18 protein-coding genes and 1 pseudogene are annotated in these 17,731 nt (G+C 61.2%); 10 read left to right on the forward strand and 9 right to left on the reverse strand.

Annotation, left to right across the window (positions count from 1 at the left end; genetic code table 11):
* The first annotated feature begins 176 nt into the window (after positions 1 to 176).
* The 3 genes from KHO22_RS25345 (at position 177) to KHO22_RS32910 (ending at position 2,585) form a co-directional block, all read left to right on the forward strand.
* A complete protein-coding gene (locus KHO22_RS25345) occupies positions 177 to 611 on the forward strand; it encodes a hypothetical protein (protein ID WP_211949925.1) in 435 nt (144 codons plus the stop codon).
* Positions 608 to 2,161: a TniQ family protein gene (locus KHO22_RS25350; RefSeq protein ID WP_211949926.1), complete on the forward strand. Its 1,554-nt coding sequence runs from the start codon at positions 608 to 610 to the stop codon at positions 2,159 to 2,161. Before KHO22_RS25345 ends, KHO22_RS25350 begins: the two co-directional genes overlap by 4 nt.
* 319 nt (positions 2,162 to 2,480) lie before the next feature.
* Positions 2,481 to 2,585, forward strand: a complete 105-nt coding sequence (locus KHO22_RS32910; RefSeq protein WP_211949927.1) for an NUDIX hydrolase — start codon at positions 2,481 to 2,483, stop codon at positions 2,583 to 2,585.
* 75 nt (positions 2,586 to 2,660) lie between these two features.
* Here the strand turns inward: KHO22_RS32910 and KHO22_RS25360 are convergent, their stop codons facing one another.
* The 4 genes from KHO22_RS25360 to KHO22_RS25375 all read right to left on the reverse strand — a co-directional run bounded on the left by KHO22_RS25360 (position 2,661) and on the right by KHO22_RS25375 (position 7,705).
* Entirely contained in the window at positions 2,661 to 3,680 is a 1,020-nt protein-coding gene (locus KHO22_RS25360) for a LacI family DNA-binding transcriptional regulator (RefSeq protein ID WP_211949928.1), read from the reverse strand.
* A 127-nt stretch (positions 3,681 to 3,807) separates the two neighbouring features.
* A complete protein-coding gene (locus tag KHO22_RS25365; protein WP_211949929.1) occupies positions 3,808 to 4,791 on the reverse strand; it encodes a Bug family tripartite tricarboxylate transporter substrate binding protein in 984 nt (327 codons plus the stop codon).
* Positions 4,792 to 4,850: 59 nt separating this feature from the next.
* Entirely contained in the window at positions 4,851 to 6,074 is a 1,224-nt protein-coding gene (locus tag KHO22_RS25370; protein ID WP_211949930.1) for a CaiB/BaiF CoA transferase family protein, read from the reverse strand.
* A 26-nt stretch (positions 6,075 to 6,100) separates the two neighbouring features.
* On the reverse strand, positions 6,101 to 7,705 hold the full coding sequence (locus KHO22_RS25375) for an FAD-binding oxidoreductase (protein ID WP_211949931.1): 1,605 nt from the start codon (positions 7,703 to 7,705) through the stop codon (positions 6,101 to 6,103).
* A 538-nt stretch (positions 7,706 to 8,243) separates the two neighbouring features.
* On the opposite strand from KHO22_RS25375, the gene KHO22_RS25380 reads away from it, so the two are divergent.
* Complete coding sequence (locus tag KHO22_RS25380; protein ID WP_211949932.1) at positions 8,244 to 8,768, forward strand: gamma carbonic anhydrase family protein; 525 nt, start codon at positions 8,244 to 8,246, stop codon at positions 8,766 to 8,768.
* Between the two features lie 202 nt (positions 8,769 to 8,970).
* On the opposite strand, the gene KHO22_RS25385 is transcribed toward KHO22_RS25380, so the two are convergent.
* Entirely contained in the window at positions 8,971 to 9,537 is a 567-nt protein-coding gene (locus tag KHO22_RS25385; RefSeq protein ID WP_230427017.1) for a helix-turn-helix domain-containing protein, read from the reverse strand.
* A 112-nt stretch (positions 9,538 to 9,649) separates the two neighbouring features.
* Between KHO22_RS25385 and KHO22_RS25390 the strand changes: the two genes are divergently transcribed.
* Positions 9,650 to 10,177: a GNAT family N-acetyltransferase gene (locus KHO22_RS25390; protein ID WP_211949933.1), complete on the forward strand. Its 528-nt coding sequence runs from the start codon at positions 9,650 to 9,652 to the stop codon at positions 10,175 to 10,177.
* A 73-nt stretch (positions 10,178 to 10,250) separates the two neighbouring features.
* Here KHO22_RS25390 and KHO22_RS25395 read toward each other — a convergent pair whose 3' ends face one another.
* On the reverse strand, positions 10,251 to 11,369 hold the full coding sequence (locus KHO22_RS25395; protein ID WP_211949934.1) for an NAD(P)H-dependent flavin oxidoreductase: 1,119 nt from the start codon (positions 11,367 to 11,369) through the stop codon (positions 10,251 to 10,253).
* Positions 11,370 to 11,445: 76 nt separating this feature from the next.
* A complete protein-coding gene (locus KHO22_RS25400; protein WP_211950029.1) occupies positions 11,446 to 12,333 on the reverse strand; it encodes a LysR family transcriptional regulator in 888 nt (295 codons plus the stop codon).
* Positions 12,334 to 12,653: 320 nt separating this feature from the next.
* On the opposite strand from KHO22_RS25400, the gene KHO22_RS25405 reads away from it, so the two are divergent.
* The gene (locus KHO22_RS25405; RefSeq protein WP_211949935.1) at positions 12,654 to 12,986 is read left to right on the forward strand and encodes a hydroxyquinol 1,2-dioxygenase; all 333 of its coding nucleotides are present in this window, start codon (positions 12,654 to 12,656) and stop codon (positions 12,984 to 12,986) included.
* A gap of 185 nt (positions 12,987 to 13,171) precedes the next feature.
* Complete coding sequence (locus KHO22_RS25410) at positions 13,172 to 14,443, forward strand: cation:proton antiporter (RefSeq protein ID WP_211949936.1); 1,272 nt, start codon at positions 13,172 to 13,174, stop codon at positions 14,441 to 14,443.
* A gap of 81 nt (positions 14,444 to 14,524) precedes the next feature.
* On the opposite strand, the gene KHO22_RS25415 is transcribed toward KHO22_RS25410, so the two are convergent.
* Complete coding sequence (locus tag KHO22_RS25415; RefSeq protein ID WP_211949937.1) at positions 14,525 to 15,235, reverse strand: SDR family NAD(P)-dependent oxidoreductase; 711 nt, start codon at positions 15,233 to 15,235, stop codon at positions 14,525 to 14,527.
* A 382-nt stretch (positions 15,236 to 15,617) separates the two neighbouring features.
* Between KHO22_RS25415 and KHO22_RS25420 the strand changes: the two are divergent.
* Positions 15,618 to 15,896, forward strand: a pseudogene (locus KHO22_RS25420) (LysR substrate-binding domain-containing protein); the annotation flags it as partial.
* On the opposite strand, the gene KHO22_RS25425 reads toward KHO22_RS25420, so the two are convergent.
* Positions 15,841 to 16,368 carry a RidA family protein gene (locus tag KHO22_RS25425; RefSeq protein ID WP_230427018.1) on the reverse strand — a complete coding sequence of 176 codons (528 nt, stop codon included), beginning with the start codon at positions 16,366 to 16,368 and terminating at the stop codon, positions 15,841 to 15,843. The pseudogene KHO22_RS25420 and the gene KHO22_RS25425 sit on opposite strands and share 56 nt — an antisense overlap.
* Before the next feature lie 336 nt (positions 16,369 to 16,704).
* On the opposite strand from KHO22_RS25425, the gene KHO22_RS25430 reads away from it, so the two are divergent.
* Positions 16,705 to 17,193 (forward strand): hypothetical protein, encoded by a 489-nt coding sequence (locus KHO22_RS25430; protein WP_211949938.1) that lies wholly within the window; start codon positions 16,705 to 16,707, stop codon positions 17,191 to 17,193.
* Between the two features lie 81 nt (positions 17,194 to 17,274).
* Positions 17,275 to 17,691: an organic hydroperoxide resistance protein gene (locus KHO22_RS25435; RefSeq protein WP_211949939.1), complete on the forward strand. Its 417-nt coding sequence runs from the start codon at positions 17,275 to 17,277 to the stop codon at positions 17,689 to 17,691.
* Positions 17,692 to 17,731 lie beyond the last annotated feature (40 nt).

Below are 17,731 nucleotides of genomic sequence, written 5' to 3' on the forward strand. Positions count from 1 at the left end.
CAGCTTGAAGCTGGCGTCAAATTGTCGGCGCCTTCTTGTCATCTATCTTTCTTCCTCGTCGATTCCGGATTGTCCTCCTATCGACCTGTCCGAGGAAATTAGACCACCACAATCAAGTGAGGGGTCTTCAAAAAGACGTACCGATTTATAAAATAACAAAGGAGCTTCTTGAGGAAATGGCGTTCAAATATCTTAAGCCGTTATTTCCGCTGTTGTATAAGGTAAAAGTTGAAGCGCCAATAGAACATCCTGAAAACTTTGATCAATTAATGAAGGAGATAGGGGGGGAAATAGAAGAAGAAATTAAGCGTATGCGATTGTCTCTGCAGCGGTCGAAGCTCAAGGCGGAGTCGAAAAAAGCCGAAGTCCAACGGACGGTGGCGCACGCGGTCGCTATCCTCCTCAGCATGGGGGAAAAGGAGGATGAAGTCGTCCGATCGCTGTCGCAGCTTGCCGAGAGGCGAGTAGCGTGCGACGCACAATGGCTAATTGTTGAGTACTTGCAGAATAAAAATTTAAAGAAAAATGCAAGCAATGCTACGGGTCGTGAGAAGGCTGCTGCCGATGAGATGATGGAGGACTATGCCGGGCACAATGGGAGGCCGACATGAATCTATTTCTGCCAGCACCATACCAGGACGAATTGGCTTCCAGCGTATGCATGCGCTACATCGCTTCTTTTGGAAGACAGGAAGCCAGGTTACGGTTTCCAGCGTTTTTCGGGAAACGTGAACGGGGGGGATTTCACCTTCCATTTCACCTTCCGATAGCACTGAGCAGGGTTGCCTTGGATTACGAACTGCATTCCAGCGTTACATGGATTCAGTTGTTCCTCCACCATACGATCATCCCTTACCTTTGTGCATATCAACGGCCGGATGCCGCCGCGCTGATCTACACGACGTTGTTACAGGGCGGGGATTGGCGAGGTAAAGTCTATTCGGTCATCAGATCCGCGAAGCATTTGGTGGCCGGTACCCTTCGCTGGTGTCCGGATTGTGCGGACGAAGAGAGAGAAAGTGGTGAAGCTTGGTGGCACCTTAGTCATCAGCTAGCCGGCGTCTGGACATGTGACATCCACCAAGTCGAGTTGATTGGCGCTGATGCTGTCGAAGGATATGAGGACGCGCTACTCTGGGAGTCGGCTGAAATATTGATCCCCAGGGACACTGCGAAGTACCGGAAGACGCCGGTCCTGTCGGACAGGTTGAAAATGCTGTCAAGACATGTCATCGAGTTGCTTCGACAGCCGACCTGTTCCTGTTCGGATGAAGTGCCTTCCTTGCTGATAGCGACGCAGAAGGCAGGCTTTTCCGGCCGCGTGGAGGAAAGATTGTGTGAGACCACCTTCGAGACATATTGGCAGGAAGCGATTTCCCGACTGAAGGGCCTGGATGACTTTTTCCCCTGTGGATGGTTGAGTCACGAATCTTGTCGAGACAAGGTCATGAGAGATCCGCTGTGTCGAACGATGTGGAGGATATTTCTCAAGGACAAATATGACGTGGAACTGGAGGATGAGAGGGAACGAGAAGCCAGCAACGACGAAGCGGCAAGGAAACGTCTAATCTTGCTATGCCCTAACCCATTTGCGTCGCATATGGGGCCGATCGCCATGGCGATCGTCTCGCCGAGAAGGTGGGCCGGCGAGTTTGTGCGTGCTTCGTGTGCCTGCGGTCTGTCAATCAAGATCAGCTCGCGATTCAATAGAACGATCTTCGACATGTCTCAAGTGGAGGCGGTCAACACCTACGGCAAGGACTGGGCGTTTGAAGTGACGAGTCAAGTCGATGCTGGCATGACCCTTAATGTGGTTGCCGAGGCAATGAAGATACCCCTGGGGTCGGCGAAAGTGTTGTACGCAAAAGGAAGGCGAACGCCATCGAATTGGAAGCAGGTGGTTTCCGGGTCGAAAAGCCACTGGAAAAAGTCGGCGTTCTATTGTCCTAATGATAGCGCCGATCACGGCCCCAATCACCGGGTCGAGCAAGTCCGAATACCACGGCGATCGGAAGTTGCTCATTTGGCATGCTCGTGCGGCCTGCGGATCGTTGTTGGACTTGAGTGTGCGGGACGAACGATACACGACAGCGACATTTATAGGGTTATGAGGGGTGAGTTGAGGCGGACGCACGCAGACCTTGATCCTGACGCTTCCTGATGGGAGCGGTCGACAAGGGCAACCTAGGGGGCCAAGACATTTGGTAAGTCAGCTTTTGTACGTGATGCATAGGTTATGTAAGAGCAAGGCCGTTCACGAAGCAAATGGCTGCGAGAAATATCAAAGGCTTACAGGAGGGTCTGTAAGGCAGCTTTTGTCAGACACCATATCAGTTGGTCAGTGAAAACTAAGCGCTTACTAGTAAATTAAGTTCGTACCAAGAGTCGTTTGCGACGCACAACGTGTAGGAGAAGCGAACTCACGACCCACGAGCCCGTTCGAGGCCGCATTCGATGTCGCGATAGCAGACGTGTGCACAATGCTCGCGCTGCGCGGAGCGTTGCCTGGTGGGCGGCGAGACGAGCAGGAAACCCTGTCCGACACGGCCGCTAGAGAATTGCGAGAAGAGACGGCTGGAAGGTAGGACGCACGCTTTCCAGTATCAACCAGCCTAGTTGTATTATTCCGCCAGAAGTAGTTCAACGGAATCAACTCTTAACTATCGGGGTGGTGAAGTACTTTCGCGAATCACTAAGTCAGGTTCGAACTCGGTCTGGATGCGTTTGGCCCCGCCTTCAATCTGGTCAATCAAGTTGCGCGAAGTAAGTTCGCCAATCAGAACGGGATTCGAGCGCACGGTCGTTAGTGCGGGCGTTACTAGTTCCGCCATCTGCCAGTCGCCGAAGCCTGTGACCGAGATGTCGCTCGGAACCGAAAGTCCTAAGGTGCGGCACTCCGCAATCGCTGCCACAGCGATGAAGTCATTGATGCATATCAGGGCGGTCGGCTGTTCGTCATGCGACAGCGAGCCCTTGTGCTGCAGGCAGGCGCGAACCGCTTGCCGCACAGCAGGTGCGTCGTAAGGGGTCGGAAAAATGCGGCTGTCGGGTAAGGAAATGCTGTTCTCGCTGAGGACGTCTCGGATGCCCAGAAGCCGTTGGGACGATAGAAACTGAGTTTCGAGAGGTCCTGGGAGCACGGCAAACTGCCGGTGTCCTTGTTTGACCAGGTAGGCAGTTAGCCTGCGCATGGCCAAGCGGTTGTCATACCCCACCGTCGGGTGCATACCTTCACGGTCGACGGCCCACATTAGGACATACGGAATGGCGTGCTTGTGTATTAGCGAGAAGACTTCGGGATGATGTTGCGAACCGATTATTGCGATTCCGTCGACTCTGCGCTCCAATAGGGCGCGCGCGCAGCGCAATTCGGTCTCGCTGTCGTCACGGTGGCAAGTTAATAGAACCGTATATCCAAGCCGGTCGAGCTGGGCCTCCAAGGTATCGACTGCTTTGGCGTAAAGCTCATTCATCAGTGTCGGCGCGATTATGCCAACCGACCGCGTGCGCCCCTGGCGTAGCTCGCGAGCTGCCGAGGAAGGAACGTAGTTGAGGCTTGCAATAGCGTTTCGTACGCGCTCCAGCGTGTCAGGTCGCAGCCGATCCGGCGATGTCAGCGCACGGGAAACAGTTGCCGAGGAAACCCCGGCGAGGAGGGCGACTTGCTTGACATTCACCATATCGGGCCAGATGTTATCTTCAGCCGGGATGCCGGCCGTCTGTCATCCATTGTAACGACGTTAATCGAAAGCTATTTCCCGTCGTCGAGGGGCCCTGTCCCGACGACGGACCTACATCGCGGTGATGCTAGTCAAGGCGGACCTTTGCTGAATCTGCCACTCGTTTCCACTTCGACAGCTCGGCGCGAAGAAACGTATTGAACGCCTCAGGTGTGCCACCCGCGATTTGCGCCCCTTGAGCCATCAGCTTGTCGCGGATCTCCGGATCCTGGAGGGCTTTGTTGAATTCGGCGTTCATCTTGGCAATGATGGCCTGTGATGTCCCGTTCGGAACCATGAAGCCCCCCCAGGACACGGCTTCGTAGCCGCTTATCCCGAGCGCTTCATCAACCGTGGGTACATCGGGCAGTGACGGTAATCGGGTCTTGCTCGTGACCGCGAGCGCCCTGAGCTTTCCACTCTTGACGTGCGGCATGCCCGCAAGCGCGGTGGGAAGGGCAATATTGATCTGCTGACCAAGCACGTCTGTGAGCGAAGGCGCATCTCCCTTATAGGGAACGTGGCTCATCTTGACCCCAGCCATGGTATTAAGGAGTTCGCCGGCCAGGTGGCTGCCCGCACCATTGCCGGCGGATCCATAAGTGATCTGACCCGGCTTGGCCTTTGCCATCGCGATCAATTGGCGCAGGTCCTTGATTGGCGAATTTGCTGCTGTGACGATGATGAGCGGCACAGTTGTCACCAAGACAACTGGAGCAAAGTCCTTCAGGGAGTCATAAGGGAGTTTTCCGTATACCGCAGGATTGATGGCATTCGGTCCCAGATTGGCCATCAGCACCGTGTAGCCGTCAGGCTGCGCTTTCGCGACCGCTTCGTTAGCGATGATGCCGTTTGCACCAGGTCGGTTCTCGACAACAACGGATTCGCCCCACGCTTGGCTGAGTCTTGCGCTTAGGAGTCTGGCCGTCACATCTGAGGCGCCACCAGGTGGATAGGGAAGAACGACTCGAATCGGTTGGGCTGGCCATTCTTTGGCCTGGGCCGCCTGTCCGATAGTTAGTGTTGCTCCGCAGAAGGCCAATGCCCCCGCAATTCGCAGAAATCGATGCATGCTTGTCTCCATGTGAACATGATCTTTTTGGCGATCACTGTGTTCAAGCCATCTACGCGTCAAATCGTCCCGTTGCGGCGCAGTGCGTGAATTTGCTCCAAGGTTTGTCCGAGTTCTTCCTTCAGGATGGCTTCTGTGTGTTCGCCCAGCGCTGGGGGAGCGCGACGATAGTCGATCCTGCTACGAGAGAACTTGATGGGATTTGCAATCTGGGGCGCGCTTGTTCCGCAGCTGTGGGGTAATGAGAAAACCATCTCGCGCGCTCGGACATGAGGGTCCTCCAGTGTTTCGGGAACGCTCTGGATAGGCCCACAAGGTACGCCGACCGATTCCAATAGTGTGAGCCACGTGTCTCTCTCTCGTTCGGCAAAACGCTCTGAGAGCACGGTCACAAGACTTTCACGGTGCTTTAGACGATCCGCATTGTTTCGATAGCGGTCATCATCTGGAAGCTTGACTAGCCCTAGGGCTTCGCACAACGCTCGGAACTGCCGGTCATTTCCGACCGCTACGATAAGAGAGCCATCGCTTGCAGGAAATGATTGGTAAGGTGCCAGATTGGGATGCGCATTGCCCCAGCGTCGTGGATGGATCCCACCCACCAGGTAGTTCGACGCCTGGTTTGCCAGCCATGCCACCTGAGTATCCAGCAGGCTCATGTCGATGTACTGCCCGCAACCACTGGTGACGCGCTCGAAGAGCGCACTGACAATTGCAACGCTCGCATACATCCCGGTCATCAAGTCCGATATTGGTACCCCGCATTTCTGCGGGCCGCCACCAGGGAGATCGTCGCGCTCTCCCGTAATACTCATCAGGCCTCCCATGGCTTGCACCACGAAATCGTAGCCGGCTCGCTTGCGGTACGGACCCGTCTGACCGAAACCTGTGATGGAGCAGTAGACGAGGCGAGGATTGATCTCACTTAACGCGTTGAATTCCAACCCGTAGCGTTGCATGTCACCGAACTTGTAGTTCTCAACAAAGACGTCGCTATCCTTGACTAACTCGCGCAGCAAATCCTGACCGGCCTTGCTGCTCACATCTAGAGTGATCGAGCGTTTGCCGCGATTGGCACACAGGAAGTAAGCTGACTCATCTGTCGTAGTGCCATCTTCCCGGGTAAGGAAGGGCGGGCCCCAAGCTCGCGTGTCGTCTCCGCTGCCAGGACGCTCGACCTTGATCACGTCGGCGCCCAAATCGGACAGCAATTGCGTGCTCCAGGGGCCGGCCAGGATCCGGCTCAGGTCTAAGACCTTGATACCTGCAAGGGGGCCTGCCATATTCTTGCTCCTTCCGATTGGGCCAGTTAGCTTGGGTCAAACAGCACGCCAGGATTCAGGATTTGGTGCGGGTCAAAGGCTTGTTTGGCTGCCTTCAGAGCCGTGCAGAAGAGTTCTGGGCGCTCCTTGTCGTACCAAGGCCGGTGGTCCCTGCCGAGCGCATGGTGATGTGTGACCGTGCCCCCCGCGTCGACCATGGCCTGTTCCGCGATCCGTTTGATTGCCTGGAACTGCTCGGGCAGCCTCGTCTTGTCGCCGTAGGCAAACCACGTAAAGTATGGAGCTGGCCCATCTGGATAGAGGTGGGTAAATCGGCAAGTTACCGACCCGGGACGCCCGGTCACTTCGCGAATGGCTCGATGCGTTTCAGCCTTGACGTGTTGATGGAGCGCGGCAAACCGGTCCCACGTGATGGCAGTCTCCATGGTTTCGCGCATAACGCCACGCGCGATGGCGTATTCACGCAAGTAGGGGCCGCGCAGGAATTTATTGCGCCAACTCGATGTCGCTGAGTCTGCGCCATCCTGGTTTCCGCTTACGGTGTCTTTATCCCATTCAGCGCCGAATTCTGCGCAGATTTCCAATGCGCGCTTCAGTCGTGCGTCGACAGGGTGGTCGGCGGATTCAAATCCTAGAACAAGGATGTCGTAGCTACCGTCGCTGGACCCGGTATATTCCGCCTCCTCTCGTTCTACGAGGCGGGCGTTAGAGGGATTCAGTCCCGACTGCGAGAGCAATCTCGTTGCCTCGACAGCATTCCCATAGTCTCGAAAGCGCACAGTTGCCTGTTTGCGGAAGACCGGGCGCCGATGAAGTTTGACCCACGCCTCGGTAATGATGCCCAGTGCGCCCTCCGAGCCGAGAAAGAGGCGATCTGGGTTGGGTCCCGAGCCAGACACTGGGAAGCGCTTAGAGGCAATATCTCCCCGGGGGGTTACGACGCGCATGCTTTCAACATGGTCGTCGATCTGGGTGAACGCCGTCGCGAAGTGCCCTGCAGCGCGTGTCGCGATCCAGCCACCCAATGACGAAAATTCCCAAGCCTGCAAGAAGAATCGCATGGTCAGGCCGGTAGGTTTGAGCTGGCGCTCCAGATCGGGGCCTAAGACACCTGCTTGAATACGGGCCGCCTGTGATACGTGATCTACCTCCAGCACCTTGTCGAAGTACTTCATGTCAATGGACACCACGCCGCGGTAACGATCGTGTACTGGCGGGTTGACTCCAGCCACAACGCTAGTGCCGCCGCCGTAAGGGACCGCGGCAATGCTCTGACGCCCACACCAGTCGAACAGATCAACGATATCCTGTTCAGTCCGCGGATAAGCGACTAAGTCTGGAGGATTTGAAAACTCCTTTCGCATGGCGCGCGCCACATCCATGGTGCCCGCTCCATATGTGTGATACAGGCGGTCATAGTGATCTGTCGTGCAGAGTTCGCGAAGCGAAGCGGGCGGTTGTACCCGGGGAGCTCTCAACTCAATTTCCTCAGGTCTTGGAAACGGCGTGGCTTCGAAGTGCTCAATGCCCAACAGTCGCGTCCATGCCGCCTCGAACTCTTTGATTTCCTCCGGCGTGACGCTGTCTCCCTCATAACCCCAGCCATAAAACTTGCGACGGCGCTCTTGCATTGTTGTCTCCTTGGGTTAGGTAATCGATTACATGATCATGGTTTTCTACAGAAGATACTGTGGCAATGCCGCATATTGTCTTGTTGCGATGCAACCAAGGTCACTTGATGCAATCGATTACATCAGTTTAGAATCGAACCGGAGGATGTCAAGAACTTAGAGAGCAAGTTGCCGAGAGCCTGGCTTGGGGAACGCTGGGGTTGGTGTCGGCCATGGAGGGCACGTTGCAGACAAACAAAGGAAGTTTGCGTGTAGCGCGGCTTCAAATTTGTGGAAACAGCGGGCCCGAGTGGTGCTTCGTGCAAAAGCTCCAGACCTTGAACTCGGTCTCACTAGCCGTCGCATAGGGGTCGCGAAGGGGTGCTCGCCGTGGCCTTTGAGGTTGCAGCCACGCTTACTCCAAAAGCGTAGAAGATGTTCAGATCGCCAGTTGCATGAATCGACTCTGTCGACAACCCGATTCTCGCGCAGGTCTATCAAGCTGAAATTGACGGATCTGCGGAAGTGCGTAGTCCTATCCAAACAGGAGGAGCAAGTCGTGGCGATTTATCGATTTGGGAACAAAACGCCGAAAATTCATCCGACGGCTTACGTATCCGAACATGCAGTAATCATCGGTGACGTAGACATTGCCGAGGAGGTTTCTGTATGGCCGGGCGCAGTGATCCGTGGTGATAACGACAAGGTTACGATCCATCGCGGAGCGAATATCCAGGAGGGTGCGGTCTTGCATGCTGATCCGGGATTTCCTCTCGAGGTAGGTGAGCTGGTCTCCGTCGGACATCAGGCTATGCTCCACGGCTGTACGGTGGGGGCGCGTAGCCTTGTGGGTATTCAATCCGTGATCCTTAATGGGTCAGAGATTGGCGAGGGCTGTCTTGTCGGAGCTGGATCCCTGGTAGGCGAACGGAAAGTCTTTCCTGGGGGGAGCCTAGTGATGGGCATGCCTGCAAAGGTATCGCGTGAGTTGACCGAAGAGATCAAACAGGGGATAGAGCAGAATGCTAGAGACTATATGTTGAAGGCGCGGCAATACACCAAAGACCTGGTGAAGATACGTTAAAGAACGGCGGCGCGTTGTCGATCGCCATTGGGCAGAACCGCCCCGGATTCAGTGAAGGTTTCTGTGACGCGGCGTCAGGCGTCGCCGCTCAACGTCACCTCATTGGGTCTGCCAGTTGTGGAAATGCGCCATAGTGCTGCCAACGATCACGATGGATCGACCGCGGGCGGGATGTACCAAAGCAGACAGGCTCTGCGTGTAGCTAGCGCCGGACCAGCGCCACGACATAGCTGCAGGGCTTGTTCCCCGGATTGAAGAACGTGCAGGGCGCAGGCGGGCCAAGCTGGAGGCAGTCTCCCGCTTCCAGTTCGTGCGTCATGTCGCCTTCTTCGAACACCAGCGCTCCATTCCGTACCCAGATCTGCTGGTGCATGAACGTGAACGCGGATGACGGATAGGAGACCCGTGCGTTCGGGGGCAGTGTGACCTCTACCAGTTCGAGCAGGCTGCCGCTGCGTGGCGACACTGCGCGCCGGGTATAGCCGGTCTCGGGATCTGTCCAGACCGGCTGGTCCGCCGCGCGGCTCAGGCGCTCGCCGGCCTGCTCGGCCAGCGCGAGCAGCATGGAAAGCGGCAGGCCGAACGCACCAGACAGTTTTCCCAGCACGGTCGCGGTGGGGCTCGCCTCGCCGCGCTCGATCTTGCTGATCATGGCCTTCGACACGCCGGAGCGCTGCGCAAGGTCCGATAGCGACCACTCACGCGACTCGCGCTCGATGCGCACGCGCGTGGAGATCGCAAAGGTGGGGTCCGGTGGCGGTTGATTCACAGGGATCAGGAGTGATGGCGCGACAGCGCGGTCGCGCGCGCGAAGCGTATTTTCGATATCCACTATAGTGGACGGTAGGCTATCATACGAGAAATCGATTCGGAGAGGCGAAATGAAGATTCGCGACGCAGGCCCTGACGACATGCCGGCGGTCACGGTCATCTACAACGAGGCCGTGGCCAATACGACTGCGATCTGGAACGAGATAGCTGTCGATGCGGCGAATCGCGTGGAATGGCTCGAAGCGCGCCGGAAGTCGGGCTACCCCGTGCTGGTCGCGGTCGACGACGATGCCGGCGTGGTGGGCTACGCGTCCTTCGGCGACTGGCGCGCGTTCGACGGTTACCGGCACACCGTTGAGCATTCCGTTTATGTCCGCTCGGACCAGCGGCGCAAGGGCATCGCCGAAGCGCTGATGTCCGCGCTGATCGAGCGCGCGCGCGGTCTCGGAAAGCACGTCATGGTGGCGGCGATCGAAGCGCAGAATGCCAGCTCCATTCGCCTGCATGAAAAGCTTGGCTTCAGGCAGGTGGGCTTGCTTCCGGAGGTTGGAACCAAGTTTGGGAAATGGCTGGATCTGGCCTTTATGCAGATCGTGCTGGACCAGCGGTCGGAGCCGGACCGGATTCCCGGCTCGTGAATGCTTGCCGAGTCGCAGGCGCGCGGCGAGAGCCGCCGCGCGTGTGGTCCTGCGATGGCCCGGTGAAGTCTGGCTAGACCCCCACGCCGTACCTGGCGTTCAACCCCGCAATCGCCTCCTTCAATTCCGCCTTCAACTGACTGACCAGTTCGGCGGCGGGGAGCTGCCGCGCCAGCGGAGCCGCCTGGCCCGCCCACTGCGCGGCGTAGTCGCTGTTGCCCTTCGCCTTGGCCGCCGCGTGCAGGGCCTTGCCGGCGTCGTAGGTGGTCGGATAGTCGGGGATGGCGGGGGCATCGGGCGCCTCGCCGAGCTCGGTGAAGCGGTTCGTGAAGCCGCGTGCCGCGCGGCCGGAGATGGCGCGGGTCAGCGTGGTCGTCCTTTCGGGTTGCGCTGAAAATGCAGCGCGGTAGGCCGCGTCGGCCGAGGATTCCGCGCAGCCGACGAAGGCCGTGCCCAGTTGCGCGGCCTGTGCGCCGAGCGCCAGCGCCGCGGCAATTCCCGCGCCGTCCATGATGCCGCCGGCGGCGATCACGGGCAGGCCGGTGTGCCGGGCCAGGACGCGCACCAGCGCGAACGTGCCGAGGCCTTCATCGTAGCCGGCCGGATCAAAGACGCCACGATGACCGCCGGCCTCGATGCCCTGCGCGACGATCGCGTCGATACCCGCCGCTTCGATCTGGCGGGCCTCCTGCAACGACGTGGCGCTGGCCAACAGCACGATGCCCGCAGCATGCAGCGCATCGATCTTCTCCTGCGGGGGCAGGCCGAAGTGGAAGCTCACCACCGCCGGCTTCTCTTCCAGCAGCATGTGGAACATGGCTTCGTCGGCGAGAAAGGTCTTGTAGATTTCGCGCAGGCTTGCCGGGGCCGTCGCGCCGTACTCGGCAAAGCGCGGCGCAAGGTAGTCGAGCCAGGCCTTCTCGCGCGCGGCATCGGCCACCGCGGGCGCATGGCAGAACAGGTTGACGTTGAACGGCTTGCCGGTCAGCGCGCGGGTCTCGCGAATGGCCTTGCGCGCGCCGTCGGCGTCCATGGCGCCGACGCCGAGCGAGCCGAGTCCGCCCGCCTCGGACACGGCAGCGGCCATGGCCGGGGTGCTGACGCCGGCCATCGGCGCCTGGATGATCGGCGTGGCGATATTGAGCAGTGAAAGCAGGCTGCGGCCATTGCCGGAACGTGTTGTGGTGTCCATGGCGGTGATTCCCTGTTGAGGTCGGGTGAGGTATTCAGAGCCGGAGCGTGCGGGGCCTTGCCGGCGGTGTTCTGGTTCAGGCATGGCGCAGTTCGCGCACGAACGCTTCGTATGCCGATGTCGTGAAGCCGGCGCGCTTCACCAGAAAAGTGTGCGCGGAGCGCACGGGTACGGTCTGGAATCCGCTTGCATTCGGGTACATCGCCAGCAGCGAACGCGGCACGATCGCCACGGCCGATCCCGCGCTGACATAGGCCAGGATCGCGTGATACGACGGCAGTTCCACCACCGACAGCCTGCGGCGAAGGTCCTCGCCGCCTTGCTCCAGCCAGTCTTCGGCGCAGCGGCGATAGGTGCAACCCTTCGCGAACGCGGCAAGGTGCCGCAGTGTCACGTCCTGCGGGCCGCGTGCCTTCGGGTGGGTGCCGGGCAGGACCAGGACCAGTTCTTCGGTCCGCAGGAAGATGCCTTCCAGGCCTTCGCCAAGTTCCGCCATGTCCATATCGGACGGCGCGCCGGTACCCGGGTGGGCGACCACCGCGCAGTCCAGTCGATGGCTCAGCACGGCATCCACCAGGTAGCCCGTGGTACCCGTGGCGAGATTCAGTTCCACGTCCGGCCACGCGGCATGAAATCGGCCAAGTGGCGTTGGCAGCAATGTCGCGGCGGAACTCTCCATGGAACCGACACGCAGCGTGCCGCTCGGCGCGCTCAGGCGCATCGATTGCCGCGCCTCTTCCGCCAGGGCCAGCATCTGCTCCGCGTAGCCGAGCAGCCGGTGTCCTTCCGGCGTCAGGAGCATCTTCCGGCTGTCGCGCTGGAACAGAGAGACGCCGAGGCTCTCCTCGAGTTGCTTGACGCGGGTGGTGACGTTGGACTGGACGCGCTCAAGCGCTTTGGCGGCCCGGGTGATGCTCTGTTCGCGCGCGACGGCCCGAAAGATCTCCAACTCTGCGAGTTCCACGTTCTCTTGCGGCACGTTTTACCGTGTCGTTCTCAAATTCAGAATGAAAGTGTATTTAGTATTGTAAATTGAGAACTTTATGTCAAGCGTGAGTCAAGCGCGGCACGGCAGCGCCGGCCTGGAATTCGCCGCTCATCGGCTTTCTTGTATGCGCCTGTATCAGGCCAGTGGCGCGATACAGGCCCTGACAGAAGGACATCCCGCACGCTACAGGCGGGATACGCCGGTCTCCTTAAATACGTTCCGTGGCAGGCAGCGAACGACAACAAGGCGATTCGCGACGGCCCAGATCTCAACGCAATCTCTTAAGGATGCCAATCATGCGTACTCATCTCGTCAAGCGTCTCGCTCTCGCCGTCACTCTTGTCGCCGCCGCAGCCGGGGCGCAGGCCGCCGGACTGTCCTACGGGGGCGCGACCGACCCGTACACCGCCGGTTCGCGTTCGGTGCAATCCGCACCCAGCCCCTATACCGATGGCGCCCGCGACGTGCAGTCCGCGCGCGACCCCTACAGCGAAGGTGCCCGCACGGTGGAGGACCGGCGCGATCCTTATACCGACGGCGCGCGCACGCTCGCCGGCATGGACCGCAGCGGCGTCTCGGCGCCGCCGGCCCGCCAGGTCGACCCGTATCTGGATGGCGCCTACGCCTGATCGCGACCGGAGTCCGGCGGGCAGTCACGTCAGGCCGCGCGCTCGTCTCGACGCGCCGCGGCCTGCCGGAAGCCACGGCGTCAACCGTGCGCGGCGGAATGACGCGTTTCGCGAATCGGCACGAACACAGGCCCGCGTGGGTGGGTCAGACAGGCTACGTTCCTCCCGGCGCTCGTGCCTGCTCAATGGAAGTCTCTGTCGAACTGACCCTGCGCATCGGCTGTCTTCTGGCCCTGATCGCCGCCTGCAACGTGGCCGCCCTCAAGCTGCGGCTGCCGGATGCCCTGACGCTGACCGCTGCCGGCATCGTGCTCGGCACGGTGTATCTGCTGGCCGGTGAATACGCGCCCGCGTTCACCGCGCGCGCCATTGAGCCGTTGCTGTCGCCCTCGCTCGCGCCTGACGGGTATCTCTGGCTATTCCTGCCGCCCATCCTGTTCCAGGCAGCGCTGGAGGCTGACGCCGCTGCGCTGGCGCGCGACCTGCTGCCCATCCTTGTGCTGGCGATCGGCGCGGTGTTCGCCGCGACGCTGATGGTCGGCCTGACGGCCCACTTCGTCACCGGCGCCAGCCTGGCGGTCTGCCTGCTGGTGGGCGCCATCGTGAGCACCACCGACCCGTCTGCCGTGATCGAACTCTTCCGCAGCAGCGGGGTACCGGCGCGCATGGTGCGCCTGGTCGAGGGCGAAAGCCTGCTGAACGACGCGGCGGCCATCGCGCTGGCCTCGCACCTGACGGCGCGCATCGTCGGCGATCCCGGGGCCGCCATGAACGGCTCCGTGCTTGGCGACGTGTTCGGCTCTTTGCTTGCCGGCGGCGTCCTGGGCGGGCTGGCGGGCCTGTTGCTGGCGCGCGTGTGCCGCGCCATTCCGCATGCGCCGCTGTCGCGCTTCTCGTTGTCGCTGGCCTTGCCCAGCCTGCTTTATCCGATTGCCGACCTGTGGCTGCATGTCTCGGGCGTGGTGACGGTGGTCGCGGCCGGGCTGACGGCCGGCACGCTGCTGCGGCGCTCCAGCCTGCCGGCCGAGCATGAACCGTTCCGCGATCTATGGCGGCATACGGGTGGCATGGCGGCAGGAATGGTCTTCCTGCTGGCCGCCATGCACGTGCCTGGCATGCTGCGCGAGCTGCGTGCGCCGGACCTCTTCCTGATCCTGGCTGTGCTGGTCGCCGCCTTGCTCAGCCGCTGGGCCGTGCTCGGGTGCAGCCTGCCGCTGCTGAGCCGCATCGGCATGTGCGCGCCGTTGCCGCGTGCGCACCGGCTGGTGATTACATGGGGTGGGGTGCGGGGGCCGGTCACGCTGGTGCTGGCCTTGTGCGCGGCGCGCGCGCCGGAACTTCCGGTGGAGGCCCGGCACATGGCGTCCGTGGTGGCGGTGGGGTTCGTGCTTGCCAATCTTGTCTGCAATGGACTGACGTTGAGGGCGGTGGTGAGGAGGTTGGGGGTGGCGGATTGATGGGGTTTGCGGTGAGGGATGGGGTGGTGTGCCTGACGGGCGCCGGCGGAACACCGGCGCCTTCCGGCATGGCTCTTACCTTCAATGCCCCGCGCTCTGTCCCCCATCCACATGCAGAATCTCCCCGGTCACGAAGCCCGCGGATTCGAGATAAAGCACCGCGTCCGCGATGTCGCGCATCTCGCCCATATGGCCGACCGGGTGCAGCGAGCCAAGCGCCTCGTGGGTTTCGGGCGGATGCATCGGCGACTTGATGATGCCGGGCGATACGGCATTCACGCGGATGCCGGTCTTTGCATACTCGATGGCCAGCGACTTCGTCGCGGCGTTGAGGCCGCCCTTGGTCAGCGAGGCCAGCACCGAAGGCACGCCGCTGATGGCATGGTCCACGAGGCTGGTCGTGATGCTGACCACATGGCCGCTGCGGCGCTTCTCCATCTCGGCAATCGCGAGCTGCGTGATGTGGAAGAAGCCGGACAGGTTCACGCTGGTCACCGCTGCGTAGTCTTCGTCCGTATAGCTGGTGAAGGGCTTGGCCACGAAGAGGCCGGCGTTGTTGACAAGCGTGTCGACGCGGTCGAACTTTTCCAGCGCTGCGGCAATGACGCGGCGCGCGGTGTCCCGGTCGCCGATGTCGCCGGCCACGGTGACGATGTCCGGATCCTCCGATGGCTGGATGCTGCGCGCCGTCGCGACAACGCGGTAGCCGCGCTCGCGATAAGCCTTGACCAGCTCTGCACCGATACCCTGGGACGCGCCCGTGATGATGGCGACCTTCTGTGAAGCACTCATTTCTGACCTCTGCTTGATTGGACCTGGCTGTCTTGCCAATCGGACCGACGGGACCGATGGATGAAAATTTAGGCGAGGCGCCGCCGCCGGGAAATAGATCTCGCGACCAAACAGTTATGCCGCGCGAGAACAAGTCGACGGCGCGGCGGCGGCATGCCGGGCGTCCGGCGCGGCGTGCGATGTGGCGCATCCGGGACTATGATCGAGTTTCGAGCCCTGTCCCCCGCCAGTCCGGCGCGAACCGAAGCAGGCTACGGTGGCAGCGATATGGATCCGATCAGGCACCTTCCGATATGAAACGGCAGTTCGACGACCTTCAGCTTGGCAGCATCGAACTGTTCTGCCTGGCGGCCGAACTCGGCAGCTTCAGTGCGGCGGCCGTCAGGTGGATGGCGCGGAGACCGACGTGCCGACCAGCGACGCCTACAGCACGTCGGAAGATGCATTGGGCGGCGCGACGCTCGCGCGCGGCGGTGCCGGGCTGTTCCAGACGTATCGGTTCGTGGCGGAGCAGGACTTGCGCAACGGCACGCTGGTCGAGGTGCTGCAGGCATAAGGCGGCAGCACGCGGCCGTTCGTGCTGCTCTACCCGAGCGCGCGCCACGTCACGCGGCGCGTGCGCGCCTTCGTCGACTTCCTGATGGAGAAGTGCGCCGCCTAGCGGATGCGGTCAGTCGCCGCAGCTGTGCGATGACGACCAGGATCACGGCCGCATTGCCGGGTTGCTGGAAGTGCGAATACGCGGCCCGCGCGTGGCCGGCCTTTTCTCCGAGTACTTCGGCGAACAGGTCCGAAGCCCCATCGATCACCGCCGGCTGTTGCAGCCAGCCCTGCGCACTGGTGACGTGCCCTTCCACGCGCACGATGTGATCCAGGCGATCAAAGCTGCCCACATGCGCGCGGATCTGCGCGAGCACGTTGAGCGCGGCCAGCTCCGCCGCCTGCCTGCCCTGCTCGAGCGTCAGGTCCCTGCCAAGCTGCCCCTGCCACACCACCTTGCCGTCCCTGAGCGGCAATTGCCCCGAAATGAACAGCAGGTCGCCCGCCTGGCTTGTGGCCGTATAGCTGCCCAGCGGCTGTGGCGGATCCGGCAGCGCAAGGCCGCGCGCTGCAAGCTTTTCCTCGATCGACATGGTGCCTCCTGACAAGTGGCTGTTGCACATGCCGGCCACTGTATGGCCGTGCCGGCGGCGGATAAAGGCATGGCGGCGCAATGCAGTTGGTACATCGCGGAACAAGTGCGTGTTCGTCGCATGCGGGGGTATCTCTGCCGGCCCTTTGTATGCGTGTGTATCAACCGGAGACGCCGATACCTGGGCTCACAACATCGCCGGCCCGCCGCTACAGCGGCGATACATCGGCCGCCTTAAATACGTGCATCAACGTGACGGCAGCAGCAACGATCCAGCCCTGCCCCGGCGTTGCACTGTGGCGCCATGCCGCAGTGGTCCGAAACCCAGGAGAACAGCATGTCCCTCATCCACGCCCGAAAGCTTGCCCGCCACGTCATTTCCATCGCCGCCATTGTCGGCGCCGCAAGCGGCATGCAGGCGGTGCACGCGCAAGGCCCTGGTCCGCAGGCAGACGCGGGCATTGCCATGGCAGCCGCAGTCCACGCGGACCGCGATCCGTTCACCAGCGGCAGCCGCACCGCCGCGCCGGATCCGTTCCTCGACGGTGCGCGGCAACCGGAAGCCGCCACGCTGGCACGCATCAGCAACCGCGATGGCTACGCCGCCGACGCGCCAATCGCGCGGGCCGGTTCCGGCGCGACACTGGCCCGCGTCAGCAATCGCGATGGCTACGTCGCCGACGCGCCAGTCGCGCAGGCCGGTTCCGGCGCGACACTGGCCCGCGTCAGCAATCGCGATGGCTATGTCGCCGACGCGCCAATCGCGCAGGCCGGTTCGGGCGCGACACTGGCCCTCATCAGCAATCGCGACGGCTATGTCGCGTGAGCGCGCGGCACGACTGCAAGACCTGAAGCATCGCAACACACGAACTCCACACACTCACTTACACACCCTGAGGATTCCATCATGACCAAGATCGAAAATGTCCTGTACACCGGCAAGACCCGCACCACGGGCGGACGCGACGGCGCGTCGCGCAGCAGCGACGGGCGCCTGGATATCAGGCTCTCGCCCCCGGGCAGTGCCGGCGGCGGCACGAACCCGGAGCAGCTGTTCGCCGCGGGCTGGTCAGCCTGCTTTATCGGCGCGATGGGAAAGGCGGCAAGCGCGCTGAAGGTCAGGCTTCCAGCCGACGTGGCCGTCGATGCCGAAGTGGACCTGGGCACGACCGCGGACGCCTACTTCCTGCAGGCGCGACTCAATGTCAGCCTGCCGGGAATCCCCGCGGATACCGCGCGGGCCCTGGTGGAGAAGGCGCACCAGACCTGCCCGTATTCCAAGGCAACGCGCGGCAACATCGATGTCGTGATCAACGTCATCTGAGCCGCAAGGCTTGCGGGCGCGGCAGGTCCGCCGGAGCAGA

The sequence above is a fragment of the Cupriavidus yeoncheonensis genome, from assembly GCF_905397275.1.
GTDB classification, from domain to species: domain Bacteria; phylum Pseudomonadota; class Gammaproteobacteria; order Burkholderiales; family Burkholderiaceae; genus Cupriavidus; species Cupriavidus yeoncheonensis.

Coding starts and splice junctions, on each gene's coding strand:
- KHO22_RS25345 (WP_211949925.1), top strand. CDS start 177: ATGGCGTTCAAATATCTTAAGCCGTTATTTCCGCTGTTGTATAAGGTA.
- KHO22_RS25350 (WP_211949926.1), top strand. CDS start 608: ATGAATCTATTTCTGCCAGCACCATACCAGGACGAATTGGCTTCCAGC.
- KHO22_RS32910 (WP_211949927.1), top strand. CDS start 2,481: ATGCTCGCGCTGCGCGGAGCGTTGCCTGGTGGGCGGCGAGACGAGCAG.
- KHO22_RS25360 (WP_211949928.1), bottom strand. CDS start 3,680: ATGGTGAATGTCAAGCAAGTCGCCCTCCTCGCCGGGGTTTCCTCGGCA.
- KHO22_RS25365 (WP_211949929.1), bottom strand. CDS start 4,791: ATGCATCGATTTCTGCGAATTGCGGGGGCATTGGCCTTCTGCGGAGCA.
- KHO22_RS25370 (WP_211949930.1), bottom strand. CDS start 6,074: ATGGCAGGCCCCCTTGCAGGTATCAAGGTCTTAGACCTGAGCCGGATC.
- KHO22_RS25375 (WP_211949931.1), bottom strand. CDS start 7,705: ATGCAAGAGCGCCGTCGCAAGTTTTATGGCTGGGGTTATGAGGGAGAC.
- KHO22_RS25390 (WP_211949933.1), top strand. CDS start 9,650: ATGAAGATTCGCGACGCAGGCCCTGACGACATGCCGGCGGTCACGGTC.
- KHO22_RS25395 (WP_211949934.1), bottom strand. CDS start 11,369: ATGGACACCACAACACGTTCCGGCAATGGCCGCAGCCTGCTTTCACTG.
- KHO22_RS25405 (WP_211949935.1), top strand. CDS start 12,654: ATGCGTACTCATCTCGTCAAGCGTCTCGCTCTCGCCGTCACTCTTGTC.
- KHO22_RS25410 (WP_211949936.1), top strand. CDS start 13,172: ATGGAAGTCTCTGTCGAACTGACCCTGCGCATCGGCTGTCTTCTGGCC.
- KHO22_RS25415 (WP_211949937.1), bottom strand. CDS start 15,235: ATGAGTGCTTCACAGAAGGTCGCCATCATCACGGGCGCGTCCCAGGGT.
- KHO22_RS25425 (WP_230427018.1), bottom strand. CDS start 16,368: ATGTCGATCGAGGAAAAGCTTGCAGCGCGCGGCCTTGCGCTGCCGGAT.
- KHO22_RS25430 (WP_211949938.1), top strand. CDS start 16,705: ATGTCCCTCATCCACGCCCGAAAGCTTGCCCGCCACGTCATTTCCATC.
- KHO22_RS25435 (WP_211949939.1), top strand. CDS start 17,275: ATGACCAAGATCGAAAATGTCCTGTACACCGGCAAGACCCGCACCACG.